Raw genomic sequence first — 24,609 nt, forward strand, 5'->3', positions numbered from 1 at the left:
CGCCACCCCGCTCAATCTGGACGCACCCCAAGAGGGAAGTTAGGTTAGCCTTACCTGACTCGATCGGCGGGCGTTGCCCACCGCGTTTCGGGTACCCCAACCTGCCCCGCCCCGCAAGGAGTTCACCATGAGCCCCTCCGCAGACCACGACCCGGCCGACCTCCGCAACTCCCAGAACCCCCACGACCCCCGCAGCCCCCACAGCCCCCACGACCTGCCCGAACTGCCCGAACAGAGCGCCGCGGAGCGCGTGCGCTCCCTCCTCGCTCAGGCCGTCTCCCTGTCGCTCACCACGGACGGGCAGGAGTACGACCTCATCGGCATGCACTCCGTCGACGCCAAGGGCCGGATCACCCTGCACCCGCAGGGCGACACCCCGCTCGCCGCCCAGATCGCCGGAGCGCCGCGCGGCAGCCTCGCCGCGCTCCTGGAGTTCACCGACATCGCACCTACGGCGCTCCGCGACCGCGTGCGGGCCCGGGTCACCCTGTCCGGCTGGCTCGCCGCGGCGGAGGACGGCACGCTCCGGCTCGACCTCGCCCGCGTCACCCTGCGCACGGCGACCGGCAGCCATGAGGTCGGCCTGGACGAGTACGCCCTCGCCGAGGCCGACCCGCTCGCCGTCGAGGAGGCGGCGATGCTGACCCATCTCGCCGACGCGCACGGCGACATGGTCGTCGACCTCCTGCTGCGCAGCGGCTCCCGCCTCCCGCACGGCGTGCAGCGCACCCTCCCGCTCGCCGTCGACCGGCACGGCATCACGCTGCGCTGCGAGTACCGCGAGGGCCACTGCGACCTGCGCCTGCTCTTCCCGACGACGGCCACCGACGCGGTGGCGGCCGGCGAACAGGTCCGCCGCCTTCTGACGCAGCCCGCGCCGAGCCCGCGCTGCGGTCACCGGCCGCAACGGGGATCGTCACTCCGCGGCTGAGCCCCCGACACCCTCACCCCCCGGCCACCTCGACCTCGACCCCCTCGACCCTCGGCCCCCGACCCCCCGGGCTCTCTCCCCGCCTCAACTCCGCTGTTCAGCGCCCCGGTTGCCTCGTACCACAAGACTTGAGGCGGCCGCATCCCCCAATCGGGATCCCATTTCTGGCACTACCAGGCGTGCCCAAATCCCGTATCCCCAAGCCTCTTGACGCCACCCCCAACTCCACATGAAGCTTCCGCTTGCCGAAAATGGTATTCCATTTTTGGCTTCCGCTCCTGCTCGGAAGGAACCTCATGGAAGCTCCCCCGGTGAATCGCGCCCAGGACGCAAGTCCCCGGCATCGCCAACTGGAGGACACGCTCGACCGGATCGGCGTCACCGGTGCGCACAAGCAGATCGGCGCCATGGTGCTGCTCGGCGTGTTCTTCGACGCGCTGGAACAGAACGCGGTCGGGTTGGTGGGCCCGGTCCTGCAGGAGTCGTGGGGCACCACGGCCGCCGAACTCGGCTTCCTGAACACGATCACCTTCACGGCGGCCGCGCTCGGCCGGCTCACCACCGGCATCATCGGCGACAAGACGGGCCGCCGGGCGATGCTCACCGTCAACCTGCTGCTGTTCTCGCTCGGCGCGCTGATCTGCGCGTTCGCGCCCAACTACGCGGTGGTGGCGCTCGGTCGGTTCATCGTCGGCTTCGGCCTCGGCGGTGAGATCGCCATCGCGGTCACGATGATGTCCGAGTTCTTCGCGGCCCGGCACCGCGGCACCGCCGTCGGCATCATCAACGTCACGGCCGGCGGCCTCGGCAACATGCTGGCGCCCGGCTTCGGCGTCCTGGTGTTCACCTTCGTCTCCGGGCCCGACCGCTGGCGCTGGCTGTTCGGCCTGCTCGCCGTGCCCGCGCTCCTGGTGCTCTTCTACCGCCGGTACGTCCCCGAGACCCCGCGCTATCTGCTCTCCCGCGGCAAGGTCGGCGAAGCCAACCAGGTCCTCAACCGGCTCGCCTCCGGCAGGCTCCGCGGCCGCCTGGACAAGCCCGAGCAGTACATCGACGCGGTCGAGAGTGGCGAGCAGGTCATGCCCGAACGCAACCGGCTGCGGGACGTGTTCGCCGGTGCGCTGCGCCGCCGCACCCTCTCGCTCGGCGTCGCCGTCTGCATGTCGTACGGCGCGCAGATCTCGATCCTGTCGCTGATGCCGACGATCCTGGTCGCGCAGGGGCACAGCATCACCAAGTCCCTCGTCTTCACCCTGGTCATGCAGTCCGGTTCGCTGCTCGGCGCGCTGATCGCGTCCACGGCGGCCCGCTACGTACCGCGCAAGCTCGTCCTCACGATCACCGCGGGCCTGGCCTGTGCGGCCGCGTTCGCCTTCGGCTTCCTGGCCACGAACGTCGCCCTGATCCTGATCCTGGGCGCGCTGGTCAACTGCTGCATCATCACGCTCAACACCACGATCTGGATCTTCGCGCCCGAGCAGTTCCCCACCCGCGTAAGGGCGTTCGGCACGTCGATCATCCTGGCCCTCGGCTCGCTCGCCGGCGGCCTGACGCCGATCTTCGCCGGTGCGGCGTTCGACGCGTACGGCATCGCGGGGATGTTCACGCTGCTCGGCGTACTGTTCGTGGGTCTCGCGGTGTCGGTGCAGTTCCCGCCGGAGACCTTCGGCAAGTCCATGGAAGAGTCCGGGGAAGAGCCCGGGGAAAAGGCGTGGGAGACCCCGGCGGACGCCGAGACCCCGACGGACACGGAGAGCAGCAAGTGACCGAGACAGCCAAGACCGTCGTCACCGTCATCAACCCCAACACCTCGCAGGCCACCACCGACATGATGGCCGCGATCGCCCGCCGCACCCTGCGGTCCGAGGACGGCTACGAGGTGCACGGCCGCACCGTCGCCGAGGGCCCCGCGATGCTGGTGGACGAGGAGGTGCTGCGCGCGGCGGCCCCTCAGGTCGTACGAGCCGCGGAGCTGGCCCTCGCCGGGCCGGACGGCGCGCGCATCGGGGCGTTCGTGGTGAGCGCGTTCGGCGATCCGGGCGTGGAGGAGCTGCGGGCCCGCACCGACGTTCCCGTGGTGGGCATCGCGGAGGCGGCCATGGCGGAGGCCGCGGCCTCGGGCCGGCGCTTCGGCATCGCCACGACGACCCCGGGGCTCGCCGATGCGATCTCGGCGCGCGTCGCCCACCTCGGCTGGTCCGGGCAGTACACGGGCATCCGGCTCACCCCGGGCGACCCGGTCCAACTGGCCGCTTCCCCCGAGGAGATGAGGGAGGCGCTGGCCGAGGCGGTCGAGACCTGCATCACGAAGGACGGCGCCGAAGCGGTGATCATCGGCGGCGGCCCCTTGGGCGAGGCGGCCGAGTCGCTCCGCGACCGCTTCCCGGTCCCGGTGATCGGCCCGATCCCGGCGGCCTGCCGGGCGGTACGGGACGTACTGGCGCGCGGCTGAACCCCCGGCCTTTCGCGGCCGGCCGCCGACGGCCTGCCTTCTGGTACGGAGGCAGGCCGTCGGCGGCCCTGAGGGCGTCAGGCGGAGGCCGCGACCAGGCGGTCGAGCTCGCCGCCCTTGGCCTGGGCGACCAGGTCGGCGAACTGCTCCTCGCTCATCTGCACCTGCTGACCGAAGTCGTCGGTGATACGCACGCGCTTGTCCGCGGGCGCGTCGACGTCGACGAACAGCTGCGGGCAGCCGCAGTCGCATTTGCCGCAGAAGGTCGCGATCGGTTCCGGACTCGTGTCGGGCATCAGTGCCACCTCGCCGTTTCGGGATGTGTGGTCGTACCGCCAACGTCAAGCCTGCCCAACTGCCGCTCCGGAACAAACAGTTCACGCAACCACGCGCCGGTCCGCCCCTCCACACCCACCCGGCGTGCGCCGTACCGCTGTGCGTGAGCCCGGAACAGCCCCTGTTTCACGGCTGGTTGGCAGCTCTGTCACAGAACTCGACGACGGGCGCACGGACATGACAGCCCGCCTCGGTCCCTGGCATGCTCGCAACCGAAGATCAAGATCTGGATGTGCGGTTCGACGCACAGAGATCAGCGAACCATCGGGGGAAACATGGGCCAGGGTTCCGGAGGATTCTCGGCACGAGCCGAGTCCATCGACGGGAGTTCGCACCTTCTCAGCGAACTGGCGGGGCTGCTGCACGCCGGCCGGATGGACGGGGAGAACGCGACGGCGTGCCGCAAGCCGAGGTCGCACGCCGAAGTGGCCAGTGCAGTCGAGGACTTCGCACGGTTCACACAGGACCAGTACGACAACATGGTGACGCTCCTCACCGCCCTGTCGACCAAGCTGCAGTCCACCGGAAACGCCTATGTGCAGGCCGACGCCGGAGCGCAGCGCGCGCTGGACGCGATGCTCGCCGACGGGCGCTACGTCGCCCCCGAGAACCGCTGAGTCGAGAGGAGGTCACGGATCATGGCGTATCGCGAAGAGGTCGAGTTCCTCGAACTGTCCAGCCCACCGCTGATCGAGCAGACCGCGAACGAGTACCAGCGGCTCCGCAGGCTCATGTCCTCCTGCGACGAGGACTTCCGCAAGGCCGGAAGGGTCGAGTGGGAGAGCGAGCACCGCGAGCGGTACACGAAGCGGCTGCGCGAGGCCACCGACCTCGCCGAGCATCTGTCGGCGGCGTTCAAGCGGGTCGGCGACGCTCTGGACGCGTACGGCAAGGCGGTTGAGACGGCCCGCGGGCACTACGAGAGCGGGCAGACGACCGAGTCCCGGCTCAGCGAGGTCATCTCCCGTGAGGCGGAGGCCGTCACGCAGACCGCGAAGGCCGCCGAGCCACTGCGGCAGTGGGAGGACGTACGCGGCACCACCGGGTTCTTCGACTGGGTGGCGGAGATCGGCGTCGACGTGGACGCGATCCGCGAGGAGGCCGAGCACTACTACAACGCCACCAAGGGGCACTTCGGCGACGCGAAGCGCGTGGAGGCCGAGGCCCGCGAGGAGTGCCTGCACGAAGTCCGGGCCGCGTACCGCTCGCTGCCCGACTTCCGTGGCGGCGGCTTCGCCGACGCCACCCAACTCCTGGGCGGCGTGGACGCGCTGCGCCGCGAGACCCGGGACGCGGCGGACGACCCGTACGCACAGCTGCGCGGCACCGGCGCCAAGGTCGACACGATCCCCAAGGTCGGCCCCGACGTCGTCGTCTCGCCGGCGCTGATGCGGATCAACGAGAAGACCGCGGGCAAGGACGCGGAGGGCAACTACATCTGGGTCTACAGCAATGACGACGACGACCGGCGCGAGTACATCTCCAAGAACAAGGAGCTCCTCACCGCGGCCGCAGCCGACTCCGGCCTGCCCCCCGAGATGGTGGCCGGCATCGCCTGGAAGGAAGTCGAGGGCCAGCCCAGCTGGACGGACGAGGTCCTGCCCGTCATCCGGGACGTCGTACCCGGCACCACGGACCCGGACCTGACGTCGATGGGACCGATGTCCGTACAGGTGCGCAGGGCCGCCGAAGTCCTCGGCTACGACCCGCAGAACCTCACCGACCTGCAACGCGAACAGGTCGTGGACGCGGTCAAGGACCCGGCGAAGAACATCTACATCGCCTCGGAGTACCTGGCCCAGCTGAAGGCGGAGAGCGAGTTCGCGAACGTACCGCCGGAGCAGATGACCCCGGAACAGATGCAGGAGCTCGCCGCGCGCTACAACGGCGGCCCCTACTACGAGAACGAGCAGGCGCAGAACTACGGCCGAGACTTCGACAGCCACCGCGAAGAGGCGAAAAGGGCGCTCGGCCGATGAGCCCGCAGGCGCGGGCGCGCGTGGGGGCAGCAGTGTGTGGGGCTCTGCTTACGGTCCTGAACGCCGTACTGGCCTTCGTCACTCTCGCCGTCGGCCCGTGGATGCCGGCCGAGGACGCCGAAGCGCTCGCCGTTTACCACGACCTGGCGCTCGGCGTACTCCTCGGCTGCATCCCCGTCACGGGCCTGACCTGGGTATTCGTGAAGGCCCAATGGCTACGACCGTGGTGGTACGCGCTACCGGGCCTTCTCGCTGTGCTCAGCCTGATCCGGGTGGCGATGGCGTGACGGGTGCATCGGCCGGCGCGCCACGCGGTAGCGGATGCAGACGACCTTCTAGCGAGGAGGAGCAGTTCAGAGTCCCTTGGCGCTGGGCTCCAGAATCGCCACGCACTCCAGATGATGAGTCTGCGGAAAAAGATCGAACGCCCGAAGCGTCCGCACCCGATACCCCGCCTCCCCGAAGTACCCGAGGTCGCGGGCCAGCGCGGCGGGATCGCAGGCCACGTAGGCGATGCGGCGGGCGCCCAGGCCGGCGAGGTGGCGGACCGTCTGCTTGCCGGCGCCCGCGCGGGGCGGGTCGAGGACGATGAGGTCGACGTCCGTGATGCCCGTGCGCGGCAGCACCGACTCGACCTTGCCCTGCTCGATGCGGACCCGGTCGAAGGACTCCAGGTTGTGCCGCGCGTCCTCGACCGCCCGCTTGTTGGACTCGATGCCGAGGACCGCGCCCTGCTCGCCCACCCGGTCGGCGATCGCGCCGGCGAAGAGGCCGACGCCGCAGTACAGGTCGAGGGCCGTGTCGCCCTTGCGCGGCAGCAGGCCCTGCATGACGGCGAGGACGAGGGTGTCGGCGGCCTTCGGGTGGACCTGCCAGAAGCCGCCGTTGCCGACGCGGTACGTACGGCCGTCGGCGCGCTCGCGGACGAAGGGGCGCCCGTGCACCCGGTGCACGCCCTTGTCCTTCTCGCCGACCCGCATCACCGAGACGGGACGGTCGAGTTCGACGATCGGGAGCCGCATGCCGGGGCGCGGGGTGAGGATCACCTGGCGGTCCTGGGAGCCGGTCGCGGCGATCGCGTCGATCGACGCCATGCCCGACCAGTCGCGCTGTTCGATGCCCAGCTCCGAGACGCCCTCGGCGGCGATCATGCAGTGCTCGATCGGCTCGACCTCGTGCGAGCGGTGGCGGCGCAGGCCGGCCTTGCCGGTCTCGGCGTCGACCGCGTACTGCACGCGCGTGCGCCACTGCGGCACCTCGCCGGCGGGCAGCTTGTCGCCCTCGGCGGGCATGACCGTGCCGTCCCAGCCGGCCTCTTCCGGGGTCAGGCCGGCGAGCCGCTGCAGCTGCTCGGCGAGGACCTCGCCCTTGAGGCGGCGCTGCGCACCCGGCTTCGCGTGCTGCCAGTCGCAACCGCCGCAACGACCGGGCCCGGCGTACGGGCACGGCGCCTCGATGCGGTCCTTGGACGGTTCGAGGATCTCCACCGCGTCGGCGCGCAGGAACCGGGAGTCCTCCTCGCCCTCCGTGACGCGGGCCACGACCCGCTCGCCGGGCAGCGTGTGCCGGACGAAGAGCACGCGGCCCTCGGACGTACGGGCGATGCAGTGGCCGCCGTGGGCGACGGGGCCGACCTCGACCTCGTACTCCTCCCCCACCAGCGAGTTCTTCGGTTCTGCCTGCATGGCGGGGTGGCTCCAGGTGCGAGAAAGGGGACGGCCGGACAACAGCCCACCAGTCTACGTGGACGTTGCCCGGCCGCTCACCACACCTGCGTACCGGCTACCGCTGCCGGCTACTTGTCGGTCTTGCCCTTCGCGGAGTCGCCCTTGACGGAGTCCTTGGCGGAGTCCTTGCCGGACGTGCCGGCGCCGTTCGCCGCCTTCGGCTTGCGCTGCTCGACGGGGCCGCGCCGCACCGCGCCCGGAGCGTTCCACTCCTGGCGCCTGCGGGCCCGCAGCTTGGCGGCCTCGGAGGACTCCAGCTGGTACGGCACGGAGGTGACCATCACGCCGGGCGTGAAAAGCAGCCGGCCCTTGAGCCGCAGCGCGCTCTGGTTGTGCAGCAGATGCTCGTACCAGTGGCCCACCACGTACTCGGGAATGATCACGCTGACCGCGTCCCGCGGCGACTCGCGGCGCAGGCTCTTCACGTACTCGATGATCGGGCGGGTGATCTCCCGGTACGGGGAGTCGAGGATCTTCAGCGGTACGGAGATGCCGCGCCGCTCCCACTCGTCCTTGAGGGCCTTGGTCTCCTCGGGGTCGACGTTGATGCTGACGGCCTCAAGGGTGTCGGACCGCATCAGCTTCGCGTACGCCACCGCGCGCAGGGTGGGCCGGTGGACCTTGGACACCAGGACGATGGAGTGCACGCGCGAGGGCCGCACACTGTCGTCGGAGGGGCCCTCGGGGGCGGCGATCTCCTCGGCGACCCGGTCGTAGTGGCGGCGGATCGCGGTCATCGTCGCGTAGAAGATCACCATGCCGAGCAGGGCGACCCAGGCGCCGTGCGTGAACTTGGTGACGAGGACGACGACCAGGACGAGCCCGGTGAAGAACGCGCCGAAGGTGTTGATGGCCCGGGAGCGGATCATGCGGCGCCGCTTGGCCTGGTCCTTCTCGCCCCGCAGGTGCCGGTTCCAGTGCCGGACCATGCCGATCTGGCTGAGCGTGAACGACACGAAGACGCCGACGATGTAGAGCTGGATCAGGCGGGTCGAGTCGGCCCCGTAGATGACGACGAGGAGCGCGGCCGCGCCGGCGAGCAGCACGATGCCGTTGGAGAACGCGAGCCGGTCGCCGCGGGTGTGCAGCTGGCGCGGCAGGTAGCGGTCCTGCGCGAGGATCGAGCCGAGCAGCGGGAAGCCGTTGTACGCGGTGTTGGCCGCGAGGAACAGCACGAGCGCGGTGGCCGCGGCGAGCACGATGAACAGGAACGAACCGTCGCCGAAGACGGCCTCGGCGACCTGCGAGATCACCGGGTTCTGGACGTAGTCCCCGCCGACGGGCTGCCCGTCGCGGAACAGGTCGTGCGCGGGGTTCTCGGCCATCCGGACGTCGGTGACCATGGCGAGCCCGATGATGCCGCAGAACATGGTGACGGCCAGGGCGCCCATCATGGCGAGCGTGGTGCCGGCGTTCTTCGACTTGGGCTTGCGGAAGGCGGGCACACCGTTGCTGATCGCCTCGACTCCGGTGAGCGCCGCACAGCCGGAGGAGAAGGCGCGCAGCAGCAGGAAGACGAGGGCGAAGCCCGCGAGCCCCTGGTGCTCGGGCTTGATGACCAGGTCGGCGGTCGGCGCCTTCATGTCGTCGCCGAGGACGAGCCCGCGGAACGCACCCCACACGATCATCAGGAAGACGCCGGTCACGAAGACGTACGTGGGGATCGCGAAGAGCTTCCCGGACTCCTTCACGCCGCGCAGGTTCATCAGCGTGAGCAGCACGATCACGGCGACCGCGCAGAGCACCTTGTGCTCGACGACGAACGGGATCGCGGAGCCCAGGTTCTCGATGCCGGAGGAGATGGACACGGCGACGGTCAGGACGTAGTCGACGAGCAGCGCGCTCGCGACGGTCAGTCCGGCCTTGGGGCCGAGGTTGGTGTTGGCGACCTCGTAGTCACCGCCACCGCTCGGATACGCGTGCACGTTCTGCCGGTACGACGCCACGACAGTGAACATCAGCACCACGACGGCGACGGCGATCCACGGACTGAAGTGGTACGCCGAGAGCCCCGCGATGGAGAGCACAAGGAGCACTTCGCCCGGCGCGTACGCCACCGACGACAGCGGGTCGGAGGCGAAGACGGGGAGTGCGATGCGCTTGGGGAGGAGCGTTTCTCCCAGCCGGTCGCTGCGCAGTGCGCGCCCGATGAGAATCCGTTTGGGCACGTCGGTCAGTTTGGACACGCTGAGGATCGTAAGCGTTCGAAAGGGGGGCCGCCCACCCGCCTCTCGGCGGCTGTGTAGCTTGTGCGTCTGTCTGAGACCCTGTTAATCCTGAGCTTGGGACCTATCGGGGCCTCAGCGGGACATGGCAGCCGACGAGTTGCTAACGCATTACTAACGCATTCCTGATGCAGGACATACGCGTTCCACACACACGCGTTCCTGATCCAGGACAACGCCAGCCGGAAGGACGGTCGTGCACATCGTCATCATGGGCTGCGGACGAGTGGGCGCCGCACTCGCGCAGACCCTGGAGCAGCAGGGGCATACGGTCGCGGTGGTCGACCAGGACCCCACAGCGTTCCGTCGGCTGGGCTCCGGCTTCGGCGGGCGCCGCGTCACGGGCGTCGGCTTCGACCAGGACACCCTGCGTGAGGCGGGCATCGAGGACGCGGGCGCCTTCGCCGCCGTGAGCAGCGGCGACAACTCCAACATCATCGCGGCCCGGGTGGCCCGCGAGATGTTCGGCATCGAGAACGTCGCGGCCCGTATCTACGACCCGCGCCGCGCCGAGGTCTACCAGCGCCTAGGCATCCCCACCGTCGCGACGGTGCGCTGGACCGCCGACCAGATGCTGCGGCGGCTCCTTCCGTCCGGCGCGGAGCCGCTGTGGCGTGACCCCACAGGCGGCGTCCAGCTCGCCGAGGTGCACACGTCCAGCTCCTGGGTCGGGCACAAGATCAGCAAGCTGCAGGAGGAGACCGGCGTCCGGGTCGCGTTCCTCACCCGCCTGGGCGAGGCGATTCTGCCGACCTCGCAGACGGTCCTGCAGGAGGGCGACCTGGTGCACGTGATGATGCGCACCGACGAGGTCGCGAAGATCGAAGCGGCGTTCGCCGAGGGCCCTGAGGAGGGCGGTCACTGATGCGCGTCGCCATTGCCGGAGCAGGCGCGGTGGGTCGTTCCATCGCCGGCGAGCTCCTGGAGAACGGGCACGAGGTTCTCCTCATCGACAAGGCCCCCACCGCCATCTCGGTGGAGCGGGTGCCGCAGGCCGAGTGGCTGCTCGCGGACGCCTGCGAGATCACGTCCCTGGACGAGGCGGCCCTGCAGCGCTGCAACGTGGTGATCGCCGCGACCGGCGACGACAAGGTCAACCTGGTCGTCTCCCTGCTCGCGAAGACCGAGTACGGCGTGCCGCGCGTCGTCGCCCGGGTGAACAACCCGAAGAACGAGTGGCTGTTCAACGAGTCCTGGGGCGTCGACGTCGCGGTGTCCACGCCGCGCCTGATGTCGGCTCTGGTCGAGGAGGCCGTCAGCGTCGGCGACCTGGTGCGGCTGCTGCGCTTCAGCCACGGCGACGCCAACCTGGTCGAGCTGACCCTGCCGCCGGAGTCCGCGCTCGCGGGCACGACGATCGGCGACATCGAGTGGCCGCAGGACACGTCCCTGGTGACGATCATCCGCGGCGCGCGCGTCCTGGCCCCGACCCCCGAGGACTCCCTGGAGGCGGGCGACGAGCTCCTGTTCGTCGCAGCCCAGGCTCGCGAGGAACAGCTGGAGGACCTGCTCTCGGTCCGCAAGGAGAGCTGACACTCGTACGCGTACGAGGAAGGGCCCGGAACCTCCGCAGGTTCCGGGCCCTTTCCGGCTCTTGAGGTCACGGCCTCACGGCTTGCGGTGGCGCGGCTTGGCCGGGGTCTCGTCGACCAGGCGCTGCAGCGTCTCCTCGACGGCCGGGCCCATCTGCTGCGCGAACTGCGAGTCGGTGCGGCGGCGCTCCTCCTCCGCCTTCTTCCGCTCCTCCTCGGCCTTCTCCTCCGCTTCCATCTCCGCGAACACGTCGATCGGGGCCGGCGCCTTCGCCAGGAAGACCCAGGTCAGCCAGACGGCGAGCAGGAACGGCGGGATCTTGAGGGCGACCAGGACCCAGCCGAGCTGAGTGGTGTCCGCCCACCAGTACAGCGGGAAGAGGATCGCGCACTTGGCGAGCAGGATGAAGCCCCAGGCGTAACTCGCCTTCCCGTAGGCCTTCTTGCGGCCGGGGTTGCGAGTACGCCAGGAGAGGTTCTCCTTGAACACCGGACCGAGGATCAGTCCGATCAGCGGCACCCCGGCGAGCGTCGTCACGATGTACGCGAGGGCCAGGCCGAGGGTGTAGAGCATGCCCGGCAGGTAGAAGTCCTTGGCGTTGCCGGTCATCATCGCGAAGACCACGCCGAAGCCCACGCCGAAGACGCCGCTGAAGGCGTGCTTGACGGTGTCCCGCATGGCGAGGCGGACCACGACGAGCAGCAGGGAGACCCCGAGCGCGGCGATCGCCGACATCTTGAGGTCTTTGTCGACCGTGTAGATGGTCACGAAGAGCAGGCCGGGCAGGACCGTCTCGATCATGCCGCGCAGACCGCCGAAGGCCTCGAAGAGGGCGGCCTCGGTCACAGCCTTCGCGTTGCTGTCGGGGTCGGCCTGACCCGCGGTGGTGTGGTCGGTCGGCTTGTCGACAGACGTCACCGGCTACTCCCGTCCGAGCGGTCTGAGTTCGTACTTCGGGTTGAACAGCACCCGGCGGCCCCGGCTCATCGAGACCCGCCCTGATGCGATGAGTCTGCGTCCCGGCTCGATGCCCACGATGGAGCGTCGGCCGAGCCACACCACGTCGAGGGCGGCGGAGCCGTCGAACAGCTCGGCCTCCAGGGCGGGCACTCCGGCCCGGGGGCGCAGCGTGACCGTGCGCAACGTACCAGTAACCGTGACTATCTCGCGGTCGTGGCAGTCACCGATGCGGGTGCAGCCGGTCGTCTCCGTGTCCTCGCGGAGCTCCTCCGAATCCAGCTCCTCCTGGGACGAGGACAGCCGGTCCAGCATCCGGCGGAACCGGCCTGCCGGCTTTTCTGAACGAGGAACAGCACTCATACAGGAAGCGTACCGGGGTGCGCCGACAACGGTTCAAGGCCGGTGGCGGGCGGTGATCGAGACCCGCCCGCCGTGTCACCGTTCGAACCGATATCCCATTCCGGGCTCGGTGATGAAGTGCTTGGGGTGCGAGGGGTCGACCTCCAGTTTCCGGCGCAGCTGGGCCATGTAGACCCGCAGATAGTTGGTCTCGGTGCCGTAGGACGGGCCCCAGACCTCCTGCAGCAGCTGCTTCTGGCTGACCAGGCGGCCGGTGTTGTGCACGAGCACTTCCAGGAGGTGCCACTCGGTGGGGGTGAGGCGTACGTCGCGGTCACCGCGGTGGACCTTCTTCGCCGCCAGGTCCACGGTGAAGTCGCCGACGTCCACGACGGCCGCGTCCTCGCCCGCGCCGTCGGCCGCGGGTTCGGCCCGGCGCACGGCGGCCCGCAGCCGGGCGAGCAGTTCGTCCATGCCGAAGGGCTTGGTGACGTAGTCGTCGGCGCCCGCGTCGAGGGCCTGGACCTTCTCGTCGGAGCTGTGCCGGGCGGAGAGCACCAGGATCGGCACCCTCGTCCAGCCGCGCAGCCCCTTGATCACGTCGACGCCGTCCAGGTCGGGCAGGCCGAGGTCGAGGACGACCACGTCGGGGTGGCGGTCGGCGGCGAGCTGGAGGGCGGTGGCGCCGTCGGCGGCCGAGTCGACCTCGTACTTGCGCGCCTTCAGGTTGATCACGAGGGCGCGTACGATCTGCGGCTCGTCGTCGACCACGAGCACCCGGGTCATCTGGTCCTGCCTTTCTGCGGTGGCGCGGCGCTGGCCGCGGAGGTCGGGGCGCGCGGTCATGTGCTGACCTGCGCGGTGAGGCCGGGCTCGGCTCCTTCGTGGGCGGGGGCGGCGCGCAGGGTGAGCACCATGCTGAGGCCGCCGCCCGGGGTGTCCTCCGCGTTGAGGGTGCCGCCCATCGCCTCGACGAAGCCGCGGGCGACCGCCAGGCCGAGGCCCACGCCGGCCCCGCGCGGAGCGTCCCCGTGCCGCTGGAACGGCTCGAAGATGCGGTCCTTGGCGTCGTCGGGGACGCCGGGCCCGCGGTCCACGACGCGCACCTCGACCCGGTCGCCGAGCGCGCTGCCGGAGACGGTGACGGGGCGGCCGCCGGGGCTGTACTTGACGGCGTTCTCGACGATGTTGGCGACGGCCCGCTCCAGGAGGCCCTTGTCGACCTCGACCATCGGCAGAGTCTCAGGGATGTCCAGGTCGACGCTGCCCTCGGGGACGCCGCCGAGCGCCATCGGCACGACCTCGTCCAGGTCGACGGCGCGGATCAGCGGCATCACGGTGCCGGTCTGCAGCCGGGACATGTCGAGCAGGTTGCCGACGAGGTGGTCGAGCCGGTCGGCCCCGTCCTCGATCCCTTCGAGGAGTTCGGCCTGGTCCTCCGGCGACCACTCCACGTCGTCGGAGCGCAGCGAGGTCACCGACGCCTTGATGCCCGCGAGGGGCGTACGGAGATCGTGGCTGACGGCGGCGAGCAGGGCGGTGCGGATGCGGTTGCCCTCGGCGAGCGCGCGGGCCCGGTCCGCCTCGTGCTGCAGGCGCTGCCGGTCGAGTACGACGGCGGCCTGGGCGGCGAAGGCGGCGAGGACGCGGCGGTCCTCGGCGGGCAGCACCCGGCCGGACAGGGCGAGCGCCATGTGGTCGCCGACGGGCATGTCCACGTCGGCGTCCTCGGGCCGGTCGAGCTCGGTGGGCCCGACGCTGCCGGCGCAGGTCCAGGGGTCGCGGTCGCCCGCCCGTTCCAGGAGCGCCACGGAGTCCATGGCGAACGTCTCCCGTACGCGTTCCAGGAGGGCGTCCAGGGTGGTCTCGCCGCGCAGCACGCTGCCCGCGAGGAACGACAGGATCTCCGACTCGGCGCGCAGCCGGGCCGCCTGGTGGGTGCGCCGGGCCGCGAGGTCGACCACCGACGCGACGGCCACAGCGACGCCCACGAACACCACGATGGCCACGATGTTGCGGTTGTCGGAGACCGTCCACAGGTGCAGCGGCGGCGTGAAGTAGTAGTTCAGGAGCAGCGAGCCGAACGCCGCCGAGGCCAGCGCGGGCAGCAGTCCCCCGAGCAGCGCGGCGGCCACCGTGAGGGACAGGAACAGCAGCATGTTGTTGGCGAGGCCGAGGTCCGCGTCGATGTTGCCGAGCAGCAGCGTCATCAGGACCGGCCCGACCACGCCGACCAGCCAGCCGGAGAGCAACCGGGCCCGGCCGAGCCGCGCGCCCCTGGCCACCGGCAGGCCGCGGCCCTTGGCGACCTCGTCGTGCGTGACGATGTGCACGTCCAGGTCGGGCCCCGAGTCCCGGGCGACGGTCGCGCCGACGCCGGGCCCGAACACGTACTGCCAGGTCTTGCGGCGGCTGGAGCCGAGCACGATCTGGCTGGCGTTGACGCCGCGCGCGAACTCCAGGAGCGAGGCGGGCACGTCGTCGCCGATGACGTGGTGGAAGGAGCCGCCGAGATCCTCGACGAGGGTGCGCTGTACGGCGAGTTCCTTCGGGGACGCGGAGGTCAGGCCGTCGCTGCGGGCGATGTAGACGGCGAGGATCTCGCTGCCCGAGCCCTTGGCGGCCATGCGGGCGGCGCGCCGGATCAGGGTGCGCCCCTCGGGCCCGCCGGTGAGGCCGACGACGATGCGCTCGCGGGCCTGCCAGGTGGAGCGGATGTTGTGCTCGCCGCGGTACTGCTGGAGGTACTCGTCGACCCGGTCGGCGGTCCAGAGCAGCGCCAACTCCCGCAGGGCGGTGAGGTTTCCGGGCCGGAAGTAGTTGGCGAGGGAGGCGTCGATCTTCTCGGGACGGTAGATGTTGCCGTGCGCCATGCGCCGCCGCAGCGCCTCGGGCGACATGTCGACGAGCTCGATCTGGTCGGCCCTGCGCACCACTTCGTCGGGCAGCGTCTCGTGCTGTCGTACGCCCGTTATCGACTCGACGACGTCGCCGAGTGACTCCAGGTCCTTGATGTTGACGGTGGACACCACGTCGATGCCGGCGGCGAGCAGCTCTTCGACGTCCTGCCAGCGTTTGGCGTTGCGGGAGCCGGGTGCGTTGGCGTGCGCCAGCTCGTCGACGAGGGCGACGGCGGGGCGGCGCTCCAGGACCGCGTCGACGTCCATCTCGGTGGCGCCAGGTTCGAGGGGGCGGCCCGCCACCTGCTCCAGGCCGTCGAGGAGGGCCTCGGTGCGCGGCCGGTCGTGGTGCTCGACGTGGGCGACCACGCAGTCCGTGCCGCGCTCCACGCGACGGTGGGCCTCGGACAGCATGGCGTAGGTCTTGCCCACGCCCGGTGCCGCACCGAGGTATATCCGTAGCTTGCCGCGTCCCATGGCCTCATTGTCTTCCGAAATCCGCTGCCCACGCCGCGTAGACCTTACGGCCAGGATTTCCGGACATCGGCCCCCGAGGTGGTCGCACGCCCCTCATTTGACGCGATTCTGACGCGGCGGGCACATGGCGAAGGGCCGCATCCCCGCTGCGGGGATGCGGCCCAAGGCAAGCAAATCAAGGAACCCCTAGCGAACCTCGGTGATCTCCGGGCCACGGGCCAGCTGGCCCATCCCGCCGGAGAACCGGGACTCCTCCTGGTTCTCCTCCTTCACGCCGCCCTCGGCCACCATCTGCGCGTCGTCGGGAAGCTTCAGGACGATCGGGTCGCGGGGCGCCATCGGGCCGTCGCCGCGCACGACGACGGTGTCCCGGACGATCTGCTCGAGCAGCCCCGCGGCCTCGGGCTGCACCGCGCCCTGGCCGGAGATCACGCCGCGCAGGAACCAGCGCGGCCCGTCGACACCCACGAACCGGACGACCTGCACGCCGCCCGTGCCGTCCGGCAGCTGCACCGGAACCTGGGCGCGCAGCTCCCAGCCGAGGGGACCCTCGACCTCGTCGATCACTCCGCCCTGCTGGGTGATGCCGGAGGCGATCTCCTCCCGGACCTCGCCCCAGATGCCCTCGCGCTTGGGGGCGGCGAAGGCCTGCAGCTGTACGGCGCTGTCGCGCAGCACCACGGTGGCCGCGACGATCGCGTCGCCCGCGACCTCCACGCGGAGCTCCATGCCCTCGACGCCGGGCACGAAGATGCCGCCCAGGTCGACCCGGCCCTCGCCGGGCTCGCGCACCTCGGAGACGTCCCAGGGGCCGTCGGGACGCGGGGCGGGCGGCAGATTCGTGCGCCGCGGCTCGTCCTGCGCCGTCTCGTGCTGTGCTGTCCCGTCCCCGGCGACCACGCCCTCGGCGACCTGCTCGGCCTCGCCGGCCGCGCCGTCGGCGGCGTCACTCTTCTTGCGACGTCCGAACACGTCACTGTCCTTCCCGGTCGGATACGACCGAAGCGTATCGATTCCCGCCCTGTTGCCCACCCGTGTTGCCGTCCACTGCGGCGTGCCCCCCGGTGGACCCGAAGCCCCCCTCGGCGCGCACCGAACCGGGAAGCTCCGCGACCTCGTGGAAGCGGACCTTCTCGACCTGCTGGACGACGAGTTGAGCAATCCGGTCGAAGCGCTCGAACCGCACGGGCTCGCGCGGATCGAGGTTCACGACGATCACCTTGATCTCCCCACGGTACCCGGCATCAACCGTCCCCGGGGCATTCACCAGAGCGACACCGCAGCGGGCGGCGAGCCCCGATCGGGGGTGCACGAAGGCCGCGTACCCCTCGGGCAGCGCCACGGCCACCCCGGTGGGCAGCACCGCCCGCTCCCCCGGGGCGAGTTCGACCGCCTGGGTGGTGCACAGATCGGCCCCGGCGTCCCCGGGCTGCGCATAGCTCGGAAGCGGTACGTCCGGGTCCAGGCGCTTGAGTCGTACGTCGAGGGGGGTGCGGCTCACGGGTTCACCTCGAAGGCGCGGGCGCGCCTGACCTGGTCCGGGTCGTCCATGGCGGCCTTGATCTCCTCGGGCCTGCCGTTCTCGATGAAGTGGTCGACCTTCACCTCGATGAACAGGGCGTCGGCGCGGACCGCGACCGGCCCGTCCGGTCCGCCGATCCGGCCGGTGGCCGTCGAGTAGATCTTCCGCCCGGCGACCGCGGTCACCTCGGCGTCGAGATGCAGCACCGTGCCGACCGGCACCGGCCGTACGAAGTCGGTCTCAAGCCGGCCGGTCACCGCGATCACCCGCAGCAGCCAGTTCAGGGAGCCGAGGGTCTCGTCGAGGGCGGTGGCGAGGACCCCGCCGTGCGCGAGCCCGGGTGCGCCCTGGTGCTCGGGCTTGACCGTGAACTCCGCGGTGATCGCCACGGCGTCCGGATCGTCGCCGGCCCGCGCCTCCAGGTGCAGGCCGTGCGGCTGCCCGTGCCCGCAGCCGAAGCAGTGCTCGTAGTGCGCGCCGAGCAGCTCGCCGGGCGCCGGGGCCTCGGGGTGCCGCACCGGCCGGGCCGCGTCGTCCGGAGGCGTCAACGAAGGTGTACGTCCACTCACAGGCGCAGACCTTACCCGCGCAGCCTGGGAACGCGGGCACCGTGCCAAGCTTGCGGTATGCAGCTCACCGCCGAAACCTACGACGAACGCCTCACCGCACCCCGCTCCTGGTGGGTCATCACCGCACTGGTCGGGATCGCGGGCGGCCTGATCCTGCTGCCCCTCGGCCCGCTGCCGATGCTCGGCGGCCTGATCGGCGCGGCCGCGCTCGCAGCGGTGGGCGTCTCCTCGTACGGCTCGGCGCGCATCCGCGTGGTCGCGGACTCGCTCGTCGCGGGCGACGCCAAGCTCCCGCTGTCCGCCCTCGGCGCCCCGGAGATCCTGGACCAGGAAGAGGCCCGAGCCTGGCGCTCCCACAAGGCCGACCCCCGCGCCTTCATGCTGCTGCGCAGCTACGTCCCGACAGCGGTACGCGTCCCGATCACGGACGACCAGGACCCGACGCCGTACCTGTACCTGTCGACCCGAAACCCTGAGGCGCTGGCGGCTGCGCTGCAGGGGAGCCCGTCCGGCGACTGAGGCCGGGCCTTCGGGCGATCGAGGTCCGGGGGCTGCGCCCCGGTCAGAGGCCGAGTTCCTCCGGCTGCTCCCCCGGCTTCGGCAGCGCCAGCCGCGGGAGTTCCTCCAGCGCATCCCAGGGGACCTGCTGCTTGCGGAGGTCCTTGCGGATCTTGTCGGCGAGCTTGCCGGTCTCGCGGCGGTTCATGACCGCGCCGACGGCGGCGCCGACCATGAACGGCATCAGGTTCGGAAGGTTCTTGACCATCCGCTTCGTGATCTGCTGGCGCAGTTCGCGCTTCAGCTGGCCGCCGAGGGCCGCGTTGATCGACATCGGCTTGGCCACGTCGATTCCGCGCTCGTCCGACCAGGAGTGCAGATAGGCGGTGGTGCGCTCCTTGAGGCCGCCGGGCGGGCGTTGGCCGTAGACCTCGTGCAGCTCGGCGACGAGCTTCAGCTCGATCGCGGCGACACCGGTGATCTCGGCGGCCAGCTCGGCGGGCATGGCGGGCGGTACGGGCAGCATCGCTGCGGCGCCCACACCCGCGCCGACGGTCGAGGTGGCGTTGCGCGCGCCCGCCACCAGCTTGTCGGCGATCTGCTCGGGCCCGAGGCCCGGGAACTGCTTGCGCAGGGTCGCCAGATCCCGGACCGGGACGCGCGGGGCGTTCTCGATGATCCGGTCGGCGAGGTAGGCGATGCCGGCCTTGGCGCTCTGGCCGCCCTTGAGCACGCCTGCCTTGGCACTCTGGCCGCCTCGGCGCACGCCGTCTCTGACGGCGGCGAAGCGTCCGGCGTTCGCCGGGGACACGTCCTGGCGGGGCGCTCTTTCGACGGCCGTGCCGTCGCCGTCGCGCCTTGCGCTCGGTCCGTGGGCGTCCGCTGCTTCGAGCGAGGCCTGGGGGCCTCGCTCGTCGTCACGTACGCCGTCGAGCGGGCTGCCGCCGGTGGCCGGGCCACCGGTTGCCGTCCGCTTCCGGAAGATCCGCTTCCGGGGCGGGGTCGAGCCTGTCACGGCCGACCCCCGCCTCAGTCGCAGTCGCGGCAGATCGGCTGGCCGTTCTTCTCGCGGGCCAGCTGGCTGCGGTGGTGTACGAGGAAGCAGCTCATGCAGGTGAACTCGTCCTGCTGCTTGGGCAGGACGCGAACGGCCAGCTCCTCGTTGGAGAGGTCCGCGCCGGGCAGTTCCATGCCCTCCGCGGCCTCGAACTCGTCTACGTCGACGGCCGAGGTCGACTTGTCGTTCCGGCGAGCCTTCAGTTCTTCAAGGCTGTCCGAGTCGACGTCGTCGTCGGTCTTGCGTGGAGTGTCGTAATCCGTTGCCATGTCGCTCTCCCCCTCTGGGTGTCTGCGGTGTCTCCAGCGCACGTAACGCGTGAGAGGCCGGACTTGTGCCCGACCCGAGGCGGAGATTTTGCCTCACATCAAGGTCTGTTACTCAATCGACACCCAACCGCACCCCTGAAGGGGCGACCGGCTTGGATGGCGATCGGGACCGTACACGGTCCGTTTGTCGCACTACACGGGCGCCACCCCGTGTACTTCCCGTGATCCGTACCCCTGAAAACCCGGATTTTCCAGGCTTTCCGGTGGTCAGAGCGATCACGGAGAGTAGAGGGCCGAGGATTCGCCTCTGTGATCGATTCCACACGGATCTCGGGGGTCCAGGTCCCGAAAATTCCGCTAAAAGCGAACGTCGACGAATCCTCAGCAGCGTCTCAGACAGGCAGCGTGACTCGCATCACGAGACCACCCCCCTCGCGCGGCTCCGCGATGATACGGCCTCCGTGTGCACGGGCCACCGACCGGGCGATGGACAGACCGAGGCCCACTCCCTTGTCGCTCCCGGTCCGCTCCGTGCGCAGCCGCCGGAACGGCTCGAAGAGGTTGTCGATCTCGTACGCCGGGACGACGGGGCCGGTGTTCGAGACGACCAGGACCGCCTGGCCGTCCTTGATCTCCGTCCGCACCTCTACCCAGCCCCCTTCGGCGACGTTGTACCGCACGGCGTTCTGCACCAGGTTCAGGGCGATCCGCTCCAGCAGGACGCCGTTGCCCTGCACGACCGCGAGGCCGCGCTCGCCGCGGATCTCCACGCCCTTCTCCTCGGCCTCCGCCCGCACCTGGTCGATGGCGCGCGAGGCGACCTCGGCGATGTCGACGGGCTTGCGCTCGACGATCTGGTTGTCGCTGCGGGCGAGCAGCAGCAGCCCCTCGACCAGCTGCTCGCTGCGCTCGTTGGTGGAGAGCAGCGTCCTGCCGAGCTGCTGCAGCTCCTGGGGCGCACCCGGGTCGGACAGGTGCACCTCCAGGAGCGTGCGGTTGATCGCCAGGGGCGTACGGAGCTCGTGCGAGGCGTTGGCGACGAACCTCTGCTGGGCCGTGAAGGCGCGCTCCAGGCGGTCCAGCATCTCGTCGAAGGTGTCCGCGAGCTCCTTCAACTCGTCGTCGGGGCCGTCGAGTTCGATCCGCCGGGACAGGTCGGAGCCGGCCACGCGGAGGGCGGTGCGGGTGATCCGGCCGAGCGGCGAGAGCACCCGGCCGGCCATCGCGTACCCGAAGGCGAAGGCGATGACGCTGAGGCCGAGGAGGGCGAGCAGCGAGCGGCTGAGGAGGTCGTCGAGGGCCTTCTGGCGCTGGTGGTTCAGGCAGGCGTTCAGGGCGGCGTTGAACTGGTCCTGGCTGCCGGCGGCGGCCGGCAGGTTGGGGCACGCCTCGCTGTAGACCTTGACCTCGCTGCCTTCCATGATCTTGAACGGCAGCTCGTTGCCCACGTGCACGGCCTGGGCCGCGAGCAGGTAGATGATCGAGAGCAGCAGGATGCCGGCGATCAGGAACATGCCGCCGTAGAGCAGCGTGAGCCTTATCCGGATCGTGGGACGCAGCCAGGGGAACGGAGGCTCCGGACGGTCCGGGGCATACGTCGGTTTCGGAGGCGCCGTCGGCGGCGCCGGGGTCGCGGCCATGGGTGGATCAGATCCGGTATCCGGAGCCGGGCACGGTGACGATGACGGCGGGCTCGCCGAGCTTGCGGCGGAGCGTCATCACGGTCACGCGCACGACGTTGGTGAACGGGTCGGTGTTCTCGTCCCAGGCCTTCTCCAGGAGCTGCTCGGCCGAGACGACGGCTCCCTCGCTGCGCATGAGCACCTCCAGGACGGCGAACTCCTTCGGCGCGAGCTGGATCTCCTTGCCGTCGCGGAAGACCTCGCGGCGGTTGGGGTCCAGCTTGATGCCGGAGCGCTCGAGGACGGGCGGGAGCGCCACCGTCGTACGCCGCCCGAGGGCGCGCACGCGCGCGGTGAGCTCGGTGAACGCGAAGGGCTTGGGCAGGTAGTCGTCCGCGCCCAGCTCCAGGCCCTCCACGCGGTCGCTGACGTCGCCGGAGGCGGTGAGCATCAGGACGCGGGTGGGCATGCCCAGCTCGACGATCTTGCGGCAGACGTCGTCCCCGTGGACGAGGGGGAGGTCGCGGTCGAGCACCACGACGTCGTAGTCGTTCACGCCGATGCGTTCGAGGGCGGCCGCGCCGTCGTACACGACGTCGACCGCCATGGCCTCCCGGCGCAGTCCGGTGGCCACCGCATCGGCGAGCAGCTGCTCGTCCTCGACGACGAGTACGCGCACGTCTTCTGTCCTTCCGCTTGGCGCCCTTGCAGGGCAGGCCTGATCACGAGTGGTGAGTCACTCCATCCTGCCTCTTTCGGCCATAAACCGGCTGTAAGGCGATCTCCGGAAGATGAATTCCGGGATTCGGGGGCGAGTTGAGGTTTCCGTGGATCCGAGCCTGGGGAGGACGACTCCACACCCGCGATCACTCTTTGCATGTGGCACGCCACGGCGCAGCGCTCCCAGGCTGCGACAGACGTGATCGCCCCTTCCCGAGGGCACACTCCGTGCCACCGACCACGACCCACGACGAGGGGGCGCAACCATGGACGCATTCACCGCAGGGCTCCTGCACCGCATAAAGACCACCGAGTCCGACCTTTCGCAGGCTCGCGCGGACGGCGACGACTTCCTCGTGGAGGTCGAAGAGGCCGAGCTCGACGACCTGCGTCGACTCGCCGCCGAGCACGGCGTGCAGGTCGCCTGAGCCGTTCCGCAGACCGTTCCACCCGTTCCGTACGCGAAGAGCCCCGGCACTTTCCAGGTGCCGGGGCTCTCGTATGTGCGGGGTGCTCAGTCGTGCCAGGCGCCGAGGTCCTCCAGCTTGGCCTGCAGGGTTTCGAAGAGTCCGGGCGGCGCGGCCACGGTCAGCTCGGTCGAGAGTTCCTCGCCGGGCCGGCCGCCGACGAGGGCGCCCGCCTCCCGCGCGATCAGCTCGCCGGCCGCGTAGTCCCAGGGGTTGAGGCCCCGCTCGTAGTACGCGTCGAGGCGGCCGCAGGCGACGTCGCACAGGTCGATGGCCGCGGAGCCGCCGCGGCGGATGTCGCGGACCTGCGGGATCAACTGCCGGACCACCTCGGCCTGGCGGATCCGGCGCTCCTCGCGGTAGCCGAAGCCGGTGCCGAGCAGCGCCAGGCCGAACTCGGGCGCGGTCCCGACCTTCAGCTGCCGCTCGCCGACGTACGCGCCCTCGCCGAGGGAGGCCCGGAAGGTCTCGCCCTGCATCGGCACGTGCACGACGCCGACGAGGGTCTCGCCGTCCTTGCGGGCGGCGATGGAGACGCACCAGGCGGGGCGTCCGTACAGGTAGTTGACGGTGCCGTCGATGGGGTCGATGACCCACTGGACGCCGCTGCTGCCCTCGACGCTCGCGCCCTCCTCGCCGAGGAAGCCGTCGTCGGGCCTGCGCTCGCCGAGAAAGCCGGTGATCAGCTTCTCGGAGGCGATGTCCATCTCGGTGACGACGTCGACGGCGCTGGTCTTGGTGGCGGCCACGCCCAGGTCGGCGGGGCGGCCGTCGCGCAGGAAAGCGCCCGCGCGCTCGGCGGCCTCGACCGCCAGGTCGAGGAGTTCGGCATGCAACTGCTGGGTCACGGTGGGGAGTTCCTTACGCGTAGGGGCTGTCGACGCCGGCCGCGGCGGGCTTCGGCGTCCGGGCCGGGCAGCAGCCGACGGGGCACAGGTCGTGGCTCGGGCCGAGCGCGCCGAGGAAGCAGGGGCTGACGTCCTCGCCGCGTTCGGCGCGGGCGCGCTCCTGGACGAGGTCGCGGATCGCGGCGGCGAAGCGCGGGTCGGCGCCGACGGTCGCGGAGCGGGCCACGGGCAGGCCGAGCTCGGCGGCCTTGGCGGTGGCCTCGGTGTCGAGGTCGTAGAGGACCTCCATGTGGTCGGAGACGAAGCCGATGGGGACCATGACGACCGCGGCGGCCCCGGCCTCGTGCCGCTCCTCCAGGTGGTCGCAGATGTCCGGCTCCAGCCACGGGATGTGCGGGGCGCCGGAGCGGGACTGGTAGACGAGCTGCCAGGGGCGGTCCGCTACGCCGGTCTCCTCGGCCACCGCGTCCGCGATCAGCCGGGCCACGTCCAGGTGCTGCGCGACGTACGCCCCGCCCTCGCCGTGCTCCTCGACCGTGCCCGAGGTGTCGGCGGCGGCGGTCGGGATGGAGTGCGTGGTGAAGGCGAGCTGCGCGGACTCCCGTACGTCCTCCGGGAGTTGGGCGAGGGACTGCAGCACGCCGTCGATCATGGGGCGGACGAAGCCGGGGTGGTTGAAGTAGTGCCGGAGCTTGTCGATCCGCGGCAGCTCCAGGCCCTCCGCCTCCAGGGCGGCGAGGGAGTCCGCGAGGTTCTCGCGGTACTGCCGGCAGCCGGAGTACGAGGCGTAGGCGCTGGTGGCCAGGGTCAGGATGCGGCGGTGGCCGTCGCGGACCAGCTCGCGCAGGGTGTCCGTGAGGTACGGGGCCCAGTTGCGGTTGCCCCAGTACACCGGCAGGTCCAGGCCGTGGTCGGCGAAGTCCTTGCGCAGGGCGTCGAGCAGCGCGCGGTTCTGGTCGTTGATCGGGCTGACCCCGCCGAACAGGAAGTAGTGCTGCCCCACCTCCTTGAGCCGCTCCTTCGGGATGCCGCGGCCCTTCGTCACGTTCTCCAGGAACGGCACCACGTCGTCGGGGCCCTCGGGGCCGCCGAAGGAGAGCAGCAGCAGGGCGTCATAAGGGGTGGAGTCAAGCGCTTCTGGCATGGCTCCGATCCTGCCACCCCCGCTGAGCGCCGGA

At 70.6% G+C, this 24,609-nt stretch carries 26 protein-coding genes; 10 read left to right on the top strand and 16 right to left on the bottom strand.

The features are described from left to right. Window positions 1-127: 127 nt before the first annotated feature. From QIS96_RS01085 to QIS96_RS01095, 3 genes are all read left to right on the top strand, one after another. Complete coding sequence (locus tag QIS96_RS01085) at window positions 128-931, top strand: DUF2470 domain-containing protein (RefSeq protein WP_282540389.1); 804 nt, start codon at window positions 128-130, stop codon at window positions 929-931. Window positions 932-1,227: 296 nt separating this feature from the next. After that, a complete protein-coding gene (locus QIS96_RS01090; protein WP_282540390.1) occupies window positions 1,228-2,697 on the top strand; it encodes an MFS transporter in 1,470 nt (489 codons plus the stop codon). Further along, window positions 2,694-3,383, top strand: a complete 690-nt coding sequence (locus tag QIS96_RS01095; RefSeq protein WP_282540391.1) for an aspartate/glutamate racemase family protein — start codon at window positions 2,694-2,696, stop codon at window positions 3,381-3,383. The genes QIS96_RS01090 and QIS96_RS01095 overlap by 4 nt, the downstream gene beginning before the upstream one ends. 77 nt (window positions 3,384-3,460) lie before the next feature. Here QIS96_RS01095 and QIS96_RS01100 read toward each other — a convergent pair whose 3' ends face one another. Beyond that, complete coding sequence (locus QIS96_RS01100) at window positions 3,461-3,679, bottom strand: hypothetical protein (protein ID WP_282534616.1); 219 nt, start codon at window positions 3,677-3,679, stop codon at window positions 3,461-3,463. Between the two features lie 315 nt (window positions 3,680-3,994). Between QIS96_RS01100 and QIS96_RS01105 the strand changes: the two genes are divergently transcribed. Genes QIS96_RS01105 through QIS96_RS01115 form a run of 3 tightly spaced genes read left to right on the top strand, consistent with a single transcriptional unit; the run spans window position 3,995 to window position 5,985 of the window. Next, window positions 3,995-4,336, top strand: a complete 342-nt coding sequence (locus QIS96_RS01105; protein WP_282540392.1) for a hypothetical protein — start codon at window positions 3,995-3,997, stop codon at window positions 4,334-4,336. A gap of 21 nt (window positions 4,337-4,357) precedes the next feature. Then, a complete protein-coding gene (locus QIS96_RS01110; protein ID WP_282540393.1) occupies window positions 4,358-5,698 on the top strand; it encodes a lysozyme family protein in 1,341 nt (446 codons plus the stop codon). Window positions 5,699-5,718: 20 nt separating this feature from the next. Beyond that, a complete protein-coding gene (locus tag QIS96_RS01115) occupies window positions 5,719-5,985 on the top strand; it encodes a hypothetical protein (RefSeq protein WP_282540394.1) in 267 nt (88 codons plus the stop codon). A 66-nt stretch (window positions 5,986-6,051) separates the two neighbouring features. Here QIS96_RS01115 and QIS96_RS01120 read toward each other — a convergent pair whose 3' ends face one another. After that, on the bottom strand, window positions 6,052-7,383 hold the full coding sequence (locus tag QIS96_RS01120; protein ID WP_282540395.1) for a class I SAM-dependent RNA methyltransferase: 1,332 nt from the start codon (window positions 7,381-7,383) through the stop codon (window positions 6,052-6,054). A gap of 110 nt (window positions 7,384-7,493) precedes the next feature. Beyond that, on the bottom strand, window positions 7,494-9,611 hold the full coding sequence (locus QIS96_RS01125) for an APC family permease (RefSeq protein WP_282540396.1): 2,118 nt from the start codon (window positions 9,609-9,611) through the stop codon (window positions 7,494-7,496). A 235-nt stretch (window positions 9,612-9,846) separates the two neighbouring features. On the opposite strand from QIS96_RS01125, the gene QIS96_RS01130 reads away from it, so the two are divergent. Both QIS96_RS01130 and QIS96_RS01135 read left to right on the top strand, forming a co-directional pair. Further along, window positions 9,847-10,515 (top strand): potassium channel family protein, encoded by a 669-nt coding sequence (locus tag QIS96_RS01130; RefSeq protein ID WP_282540397.1) that lies wholly within the window; start codon window positions 9,847-9,849, stop codon window positions 10,513-10,515. Beyond that, window positions 10,515-11,183, top strand: coding sequence for a potassium channel family protein (locus QIS96_RS01135; protein ID WP_282540398.1), 669 nt, complete (start codon window positions 10,515-10,517; stop codon window positions 11,181-11,183). Before QIS96_RS01130 ends, QIS96_RS01135 begins: the two co-directional genes overlap by 1 nt. A gap of 75 nt (window positions 11,184-11,258) precedes the next feature. On the opposite strand, the gene QIS96_RS01140 is transcribed toward QIS96_RS01135, so the two are convergent. From QIS96_RS01140 to QIS96_RS01170, 7 genes are all read right to left on the bottom strand, one after another. Continuing rightward, the gene (locus QIS96_RS01140; protein ID WP_282540399.1) at window positions 11,259-12,101 is read right to left on the bottom strand and encodes a DUF3159 domain-containing protein; all 843 of its coding nucleotides are present in this window, start codon (window positions 12,099-12,101) and stop codon (window positions 11,259-11,261) included. 3 nt (window positions 12,102-12,104) lie between these two features. Beyond that, window positions 12,105-12,503: an OB-fold nucleic acid binding domain-containing protein gene (locus QIS96_RS01145; RefSeq protein ID WP_282540400.1), complete on the bottom strand. Its 399-nt coding sequence runs from the start codon at window positions 12,501-12,503 to the stop codon at window positions 12,105-12,107. A gap of 75 nt (window positions 12,504-12,578) precedes the next feature. Then, complete coding sequence (locus QIS96_RS01150) at window positions 12,579-13,268, bottom strand: response regulator (protein ID WP_282540519.1); 690 nt, start codon at window positions 13,266-13,268, stop codon at window positions 12,579-12,581. Between the two features lie 56 nt (window positions 13,269-13,324). Further along, window positions 13,325-15,859 (bottom strand): ATP-binding protein, encoded by a 2,535-nt coding sequence (locus QIS96_RS01155; RefSeq protein ID WP_282540401.1) that lies wholly within the window; start codon window positions 15,857-15,859, stop codon window positions 13,325-13,327. Window positions 15,860-16,045: 186 nt separating this feature from the next. Then, a complete protein-coding gene (locus QIS96_RS01160) occupies window positions 16,046-16,831 on the bottom strand; it encodes a DUF3710 domain-containing protein (protein WP_282540402.1) in 786 nt (261 codons plus the stop codon). 1 nt (window position 16,832) lies between these two features. Beyond that, complete coding sequence (gene dut, locus QIS96_RS01165) at window positions 16,833-17,360, bottom strand: dUTP diphosphatase (protein ID WP_282540403.1); 528 nt, start codon at window positions 17,358-17,360, stop codon at window positions 16,833-16,835. Next, window positions 17,357-17,950 (bottom strand): PaaI family thioesterase, encoded by a 594-nt coding sequence (locus QIS96_RS01170; RefSeq protein WP_282540404.1) that lies wholly within the window; start codon window positions 17,948-17,950, stop codon window positions 17,357-17,359. The genes dut and QIS96_RS01170 overlap by 4 nt, the downstream gene beginning before the upstream one ends. A 57-nt stretch (window positions 17,951-18,007) precedes the next feature. Between QIS96_RS01170 and QIS96_RS01175 the strand changes: the two genes are divergently transcribed. Further along, window positions 18,008-18,469: a DUF3093 domain-containing protein gene (locus QIS96_RS01175; RefSeq protein WP_282540405.1), complete on the top strand. Its 462-nt coding sequence runs from the start codon at window positions 18,008-18,010 to the stop codon at window positions 18,467-18,469. A gap of 43 nt (window positions 18,470-18,512) precedes the next feature. On the opposite strand, the gene QIS96_RS01180 is transcribed toward QIS96_RS01175, so the two are convergent. The 4 genes from QIS96_RS01180 to QIS96_RS01195 all read right to left on the bottom strand — a co-directional run bounded on the left by QIS96_RS01180 (window position 18,513) and on the right by QIS96_RS01195 (window position 22,075). Beyond that, window positions 18,513-19,463 carry a hypothetical protein gene (locus tag QIS96_RS01180; RefSeq protein WP_282540406.1) on the bottom strand — a complete coding sequence of 317 codons (951 nt, stop codon included), beginning with the start codon at window positions 19,461-19,463 and terminating at the stop codon, window positions 18,513-18,515. 14 nt (window positions 19,464-19,477) lie between these two features. Then, complete coding sequence (locus tag QIS96_RS01185) at window positions 19,478-19,774, bottom strand: DUF4193 domain-containing protein (RefSeq protein WP_282540407.1); 297 nt, start codon at window positions 19,772-19,774, stop codon at window positions 19,478-19,480. A 392-nt stretch (window positions 19,775-20,166) separates the two neighbouring features. Further along, a complete protein-coding gene (locus QIS96_RS01190; protein ID WP_282540408.1) occupies window positions 20,167-21,414 on the bottom strand; it encodes a sensor histidine kinase in 1,248 nt (415 codons plus the stop codon). A 7-nt stretch (window positions 21,415-21,421) separates the two neighbouring features. Then, entirely contained in the window at window positions 21,422-22,075 is a 654-nt protein-coding gene (locus QIS96_RS01195) for a response regulator transcription factor (protein ID WP_282512128.1), read from the bottom strand. A gap of 307 nt (window positions 22,076-22,382) precedes the next feature. On the opposite strand from QIS96_RS01195, the gene QIS96_RS01200 reads away from it, so the two are divergent. After that, window positions 22,383-22,544, top strand: a complete 162-nt coding sequence (locus QIS96_RS01200) for a hypothetical protein (protein ID WP_282512129.1) — start codon at window positions 22,383-22,385, stop codon at window positions 22,542-22,544. Between the two features lie 86 nt (window positions 22,545-22,630). On the opposite strand, the gene QIS96_RS01205 is transcribed toward QIS96_RS01200, so the two are convergent. Together QIS96_RS01205 and QIS96_RS01210 are read right to left on the bottom strand one after the other, a co-directional pair. Further along, complete coding sequence (locus QIS96_RS01205; RefSeq protein WP_282540409.1) at window positions 22,631-23,431, bottom strand: inositol monophosphatase family protein; 801 nt, start codon at window positions 23,429-23,431, stop codon at window positions 22,631-22,633. A 13-nt stretch (window positions 23,432-23,444) separates the two neighbouring features. Beyond that, the gene (locus QIS96_RS01210) at window positions 23,445-24,575 is read right to left on the bottom strand and encodes a ferrochelatase (protein ID WP_282540410.1); all 1,131 of its coding nucleotides are present in this window, start codon (window positions 24,573-24,575) and stop codon (window positions 23,445-23,447) included. Window positions 24,576-24,609: the final 34 nt, after the last annotated feature.

Source organism: Streptomyces cavernicola (genome assembly GCF_029968035.1).
In the GTDB taxonomy this organism is placed as follows: Bacteria; Actinomycetota; Actinomycetes; order Streptomycetales; family Streptomycetaceae; genus Streptomyces; species Streptomyces cavernicola.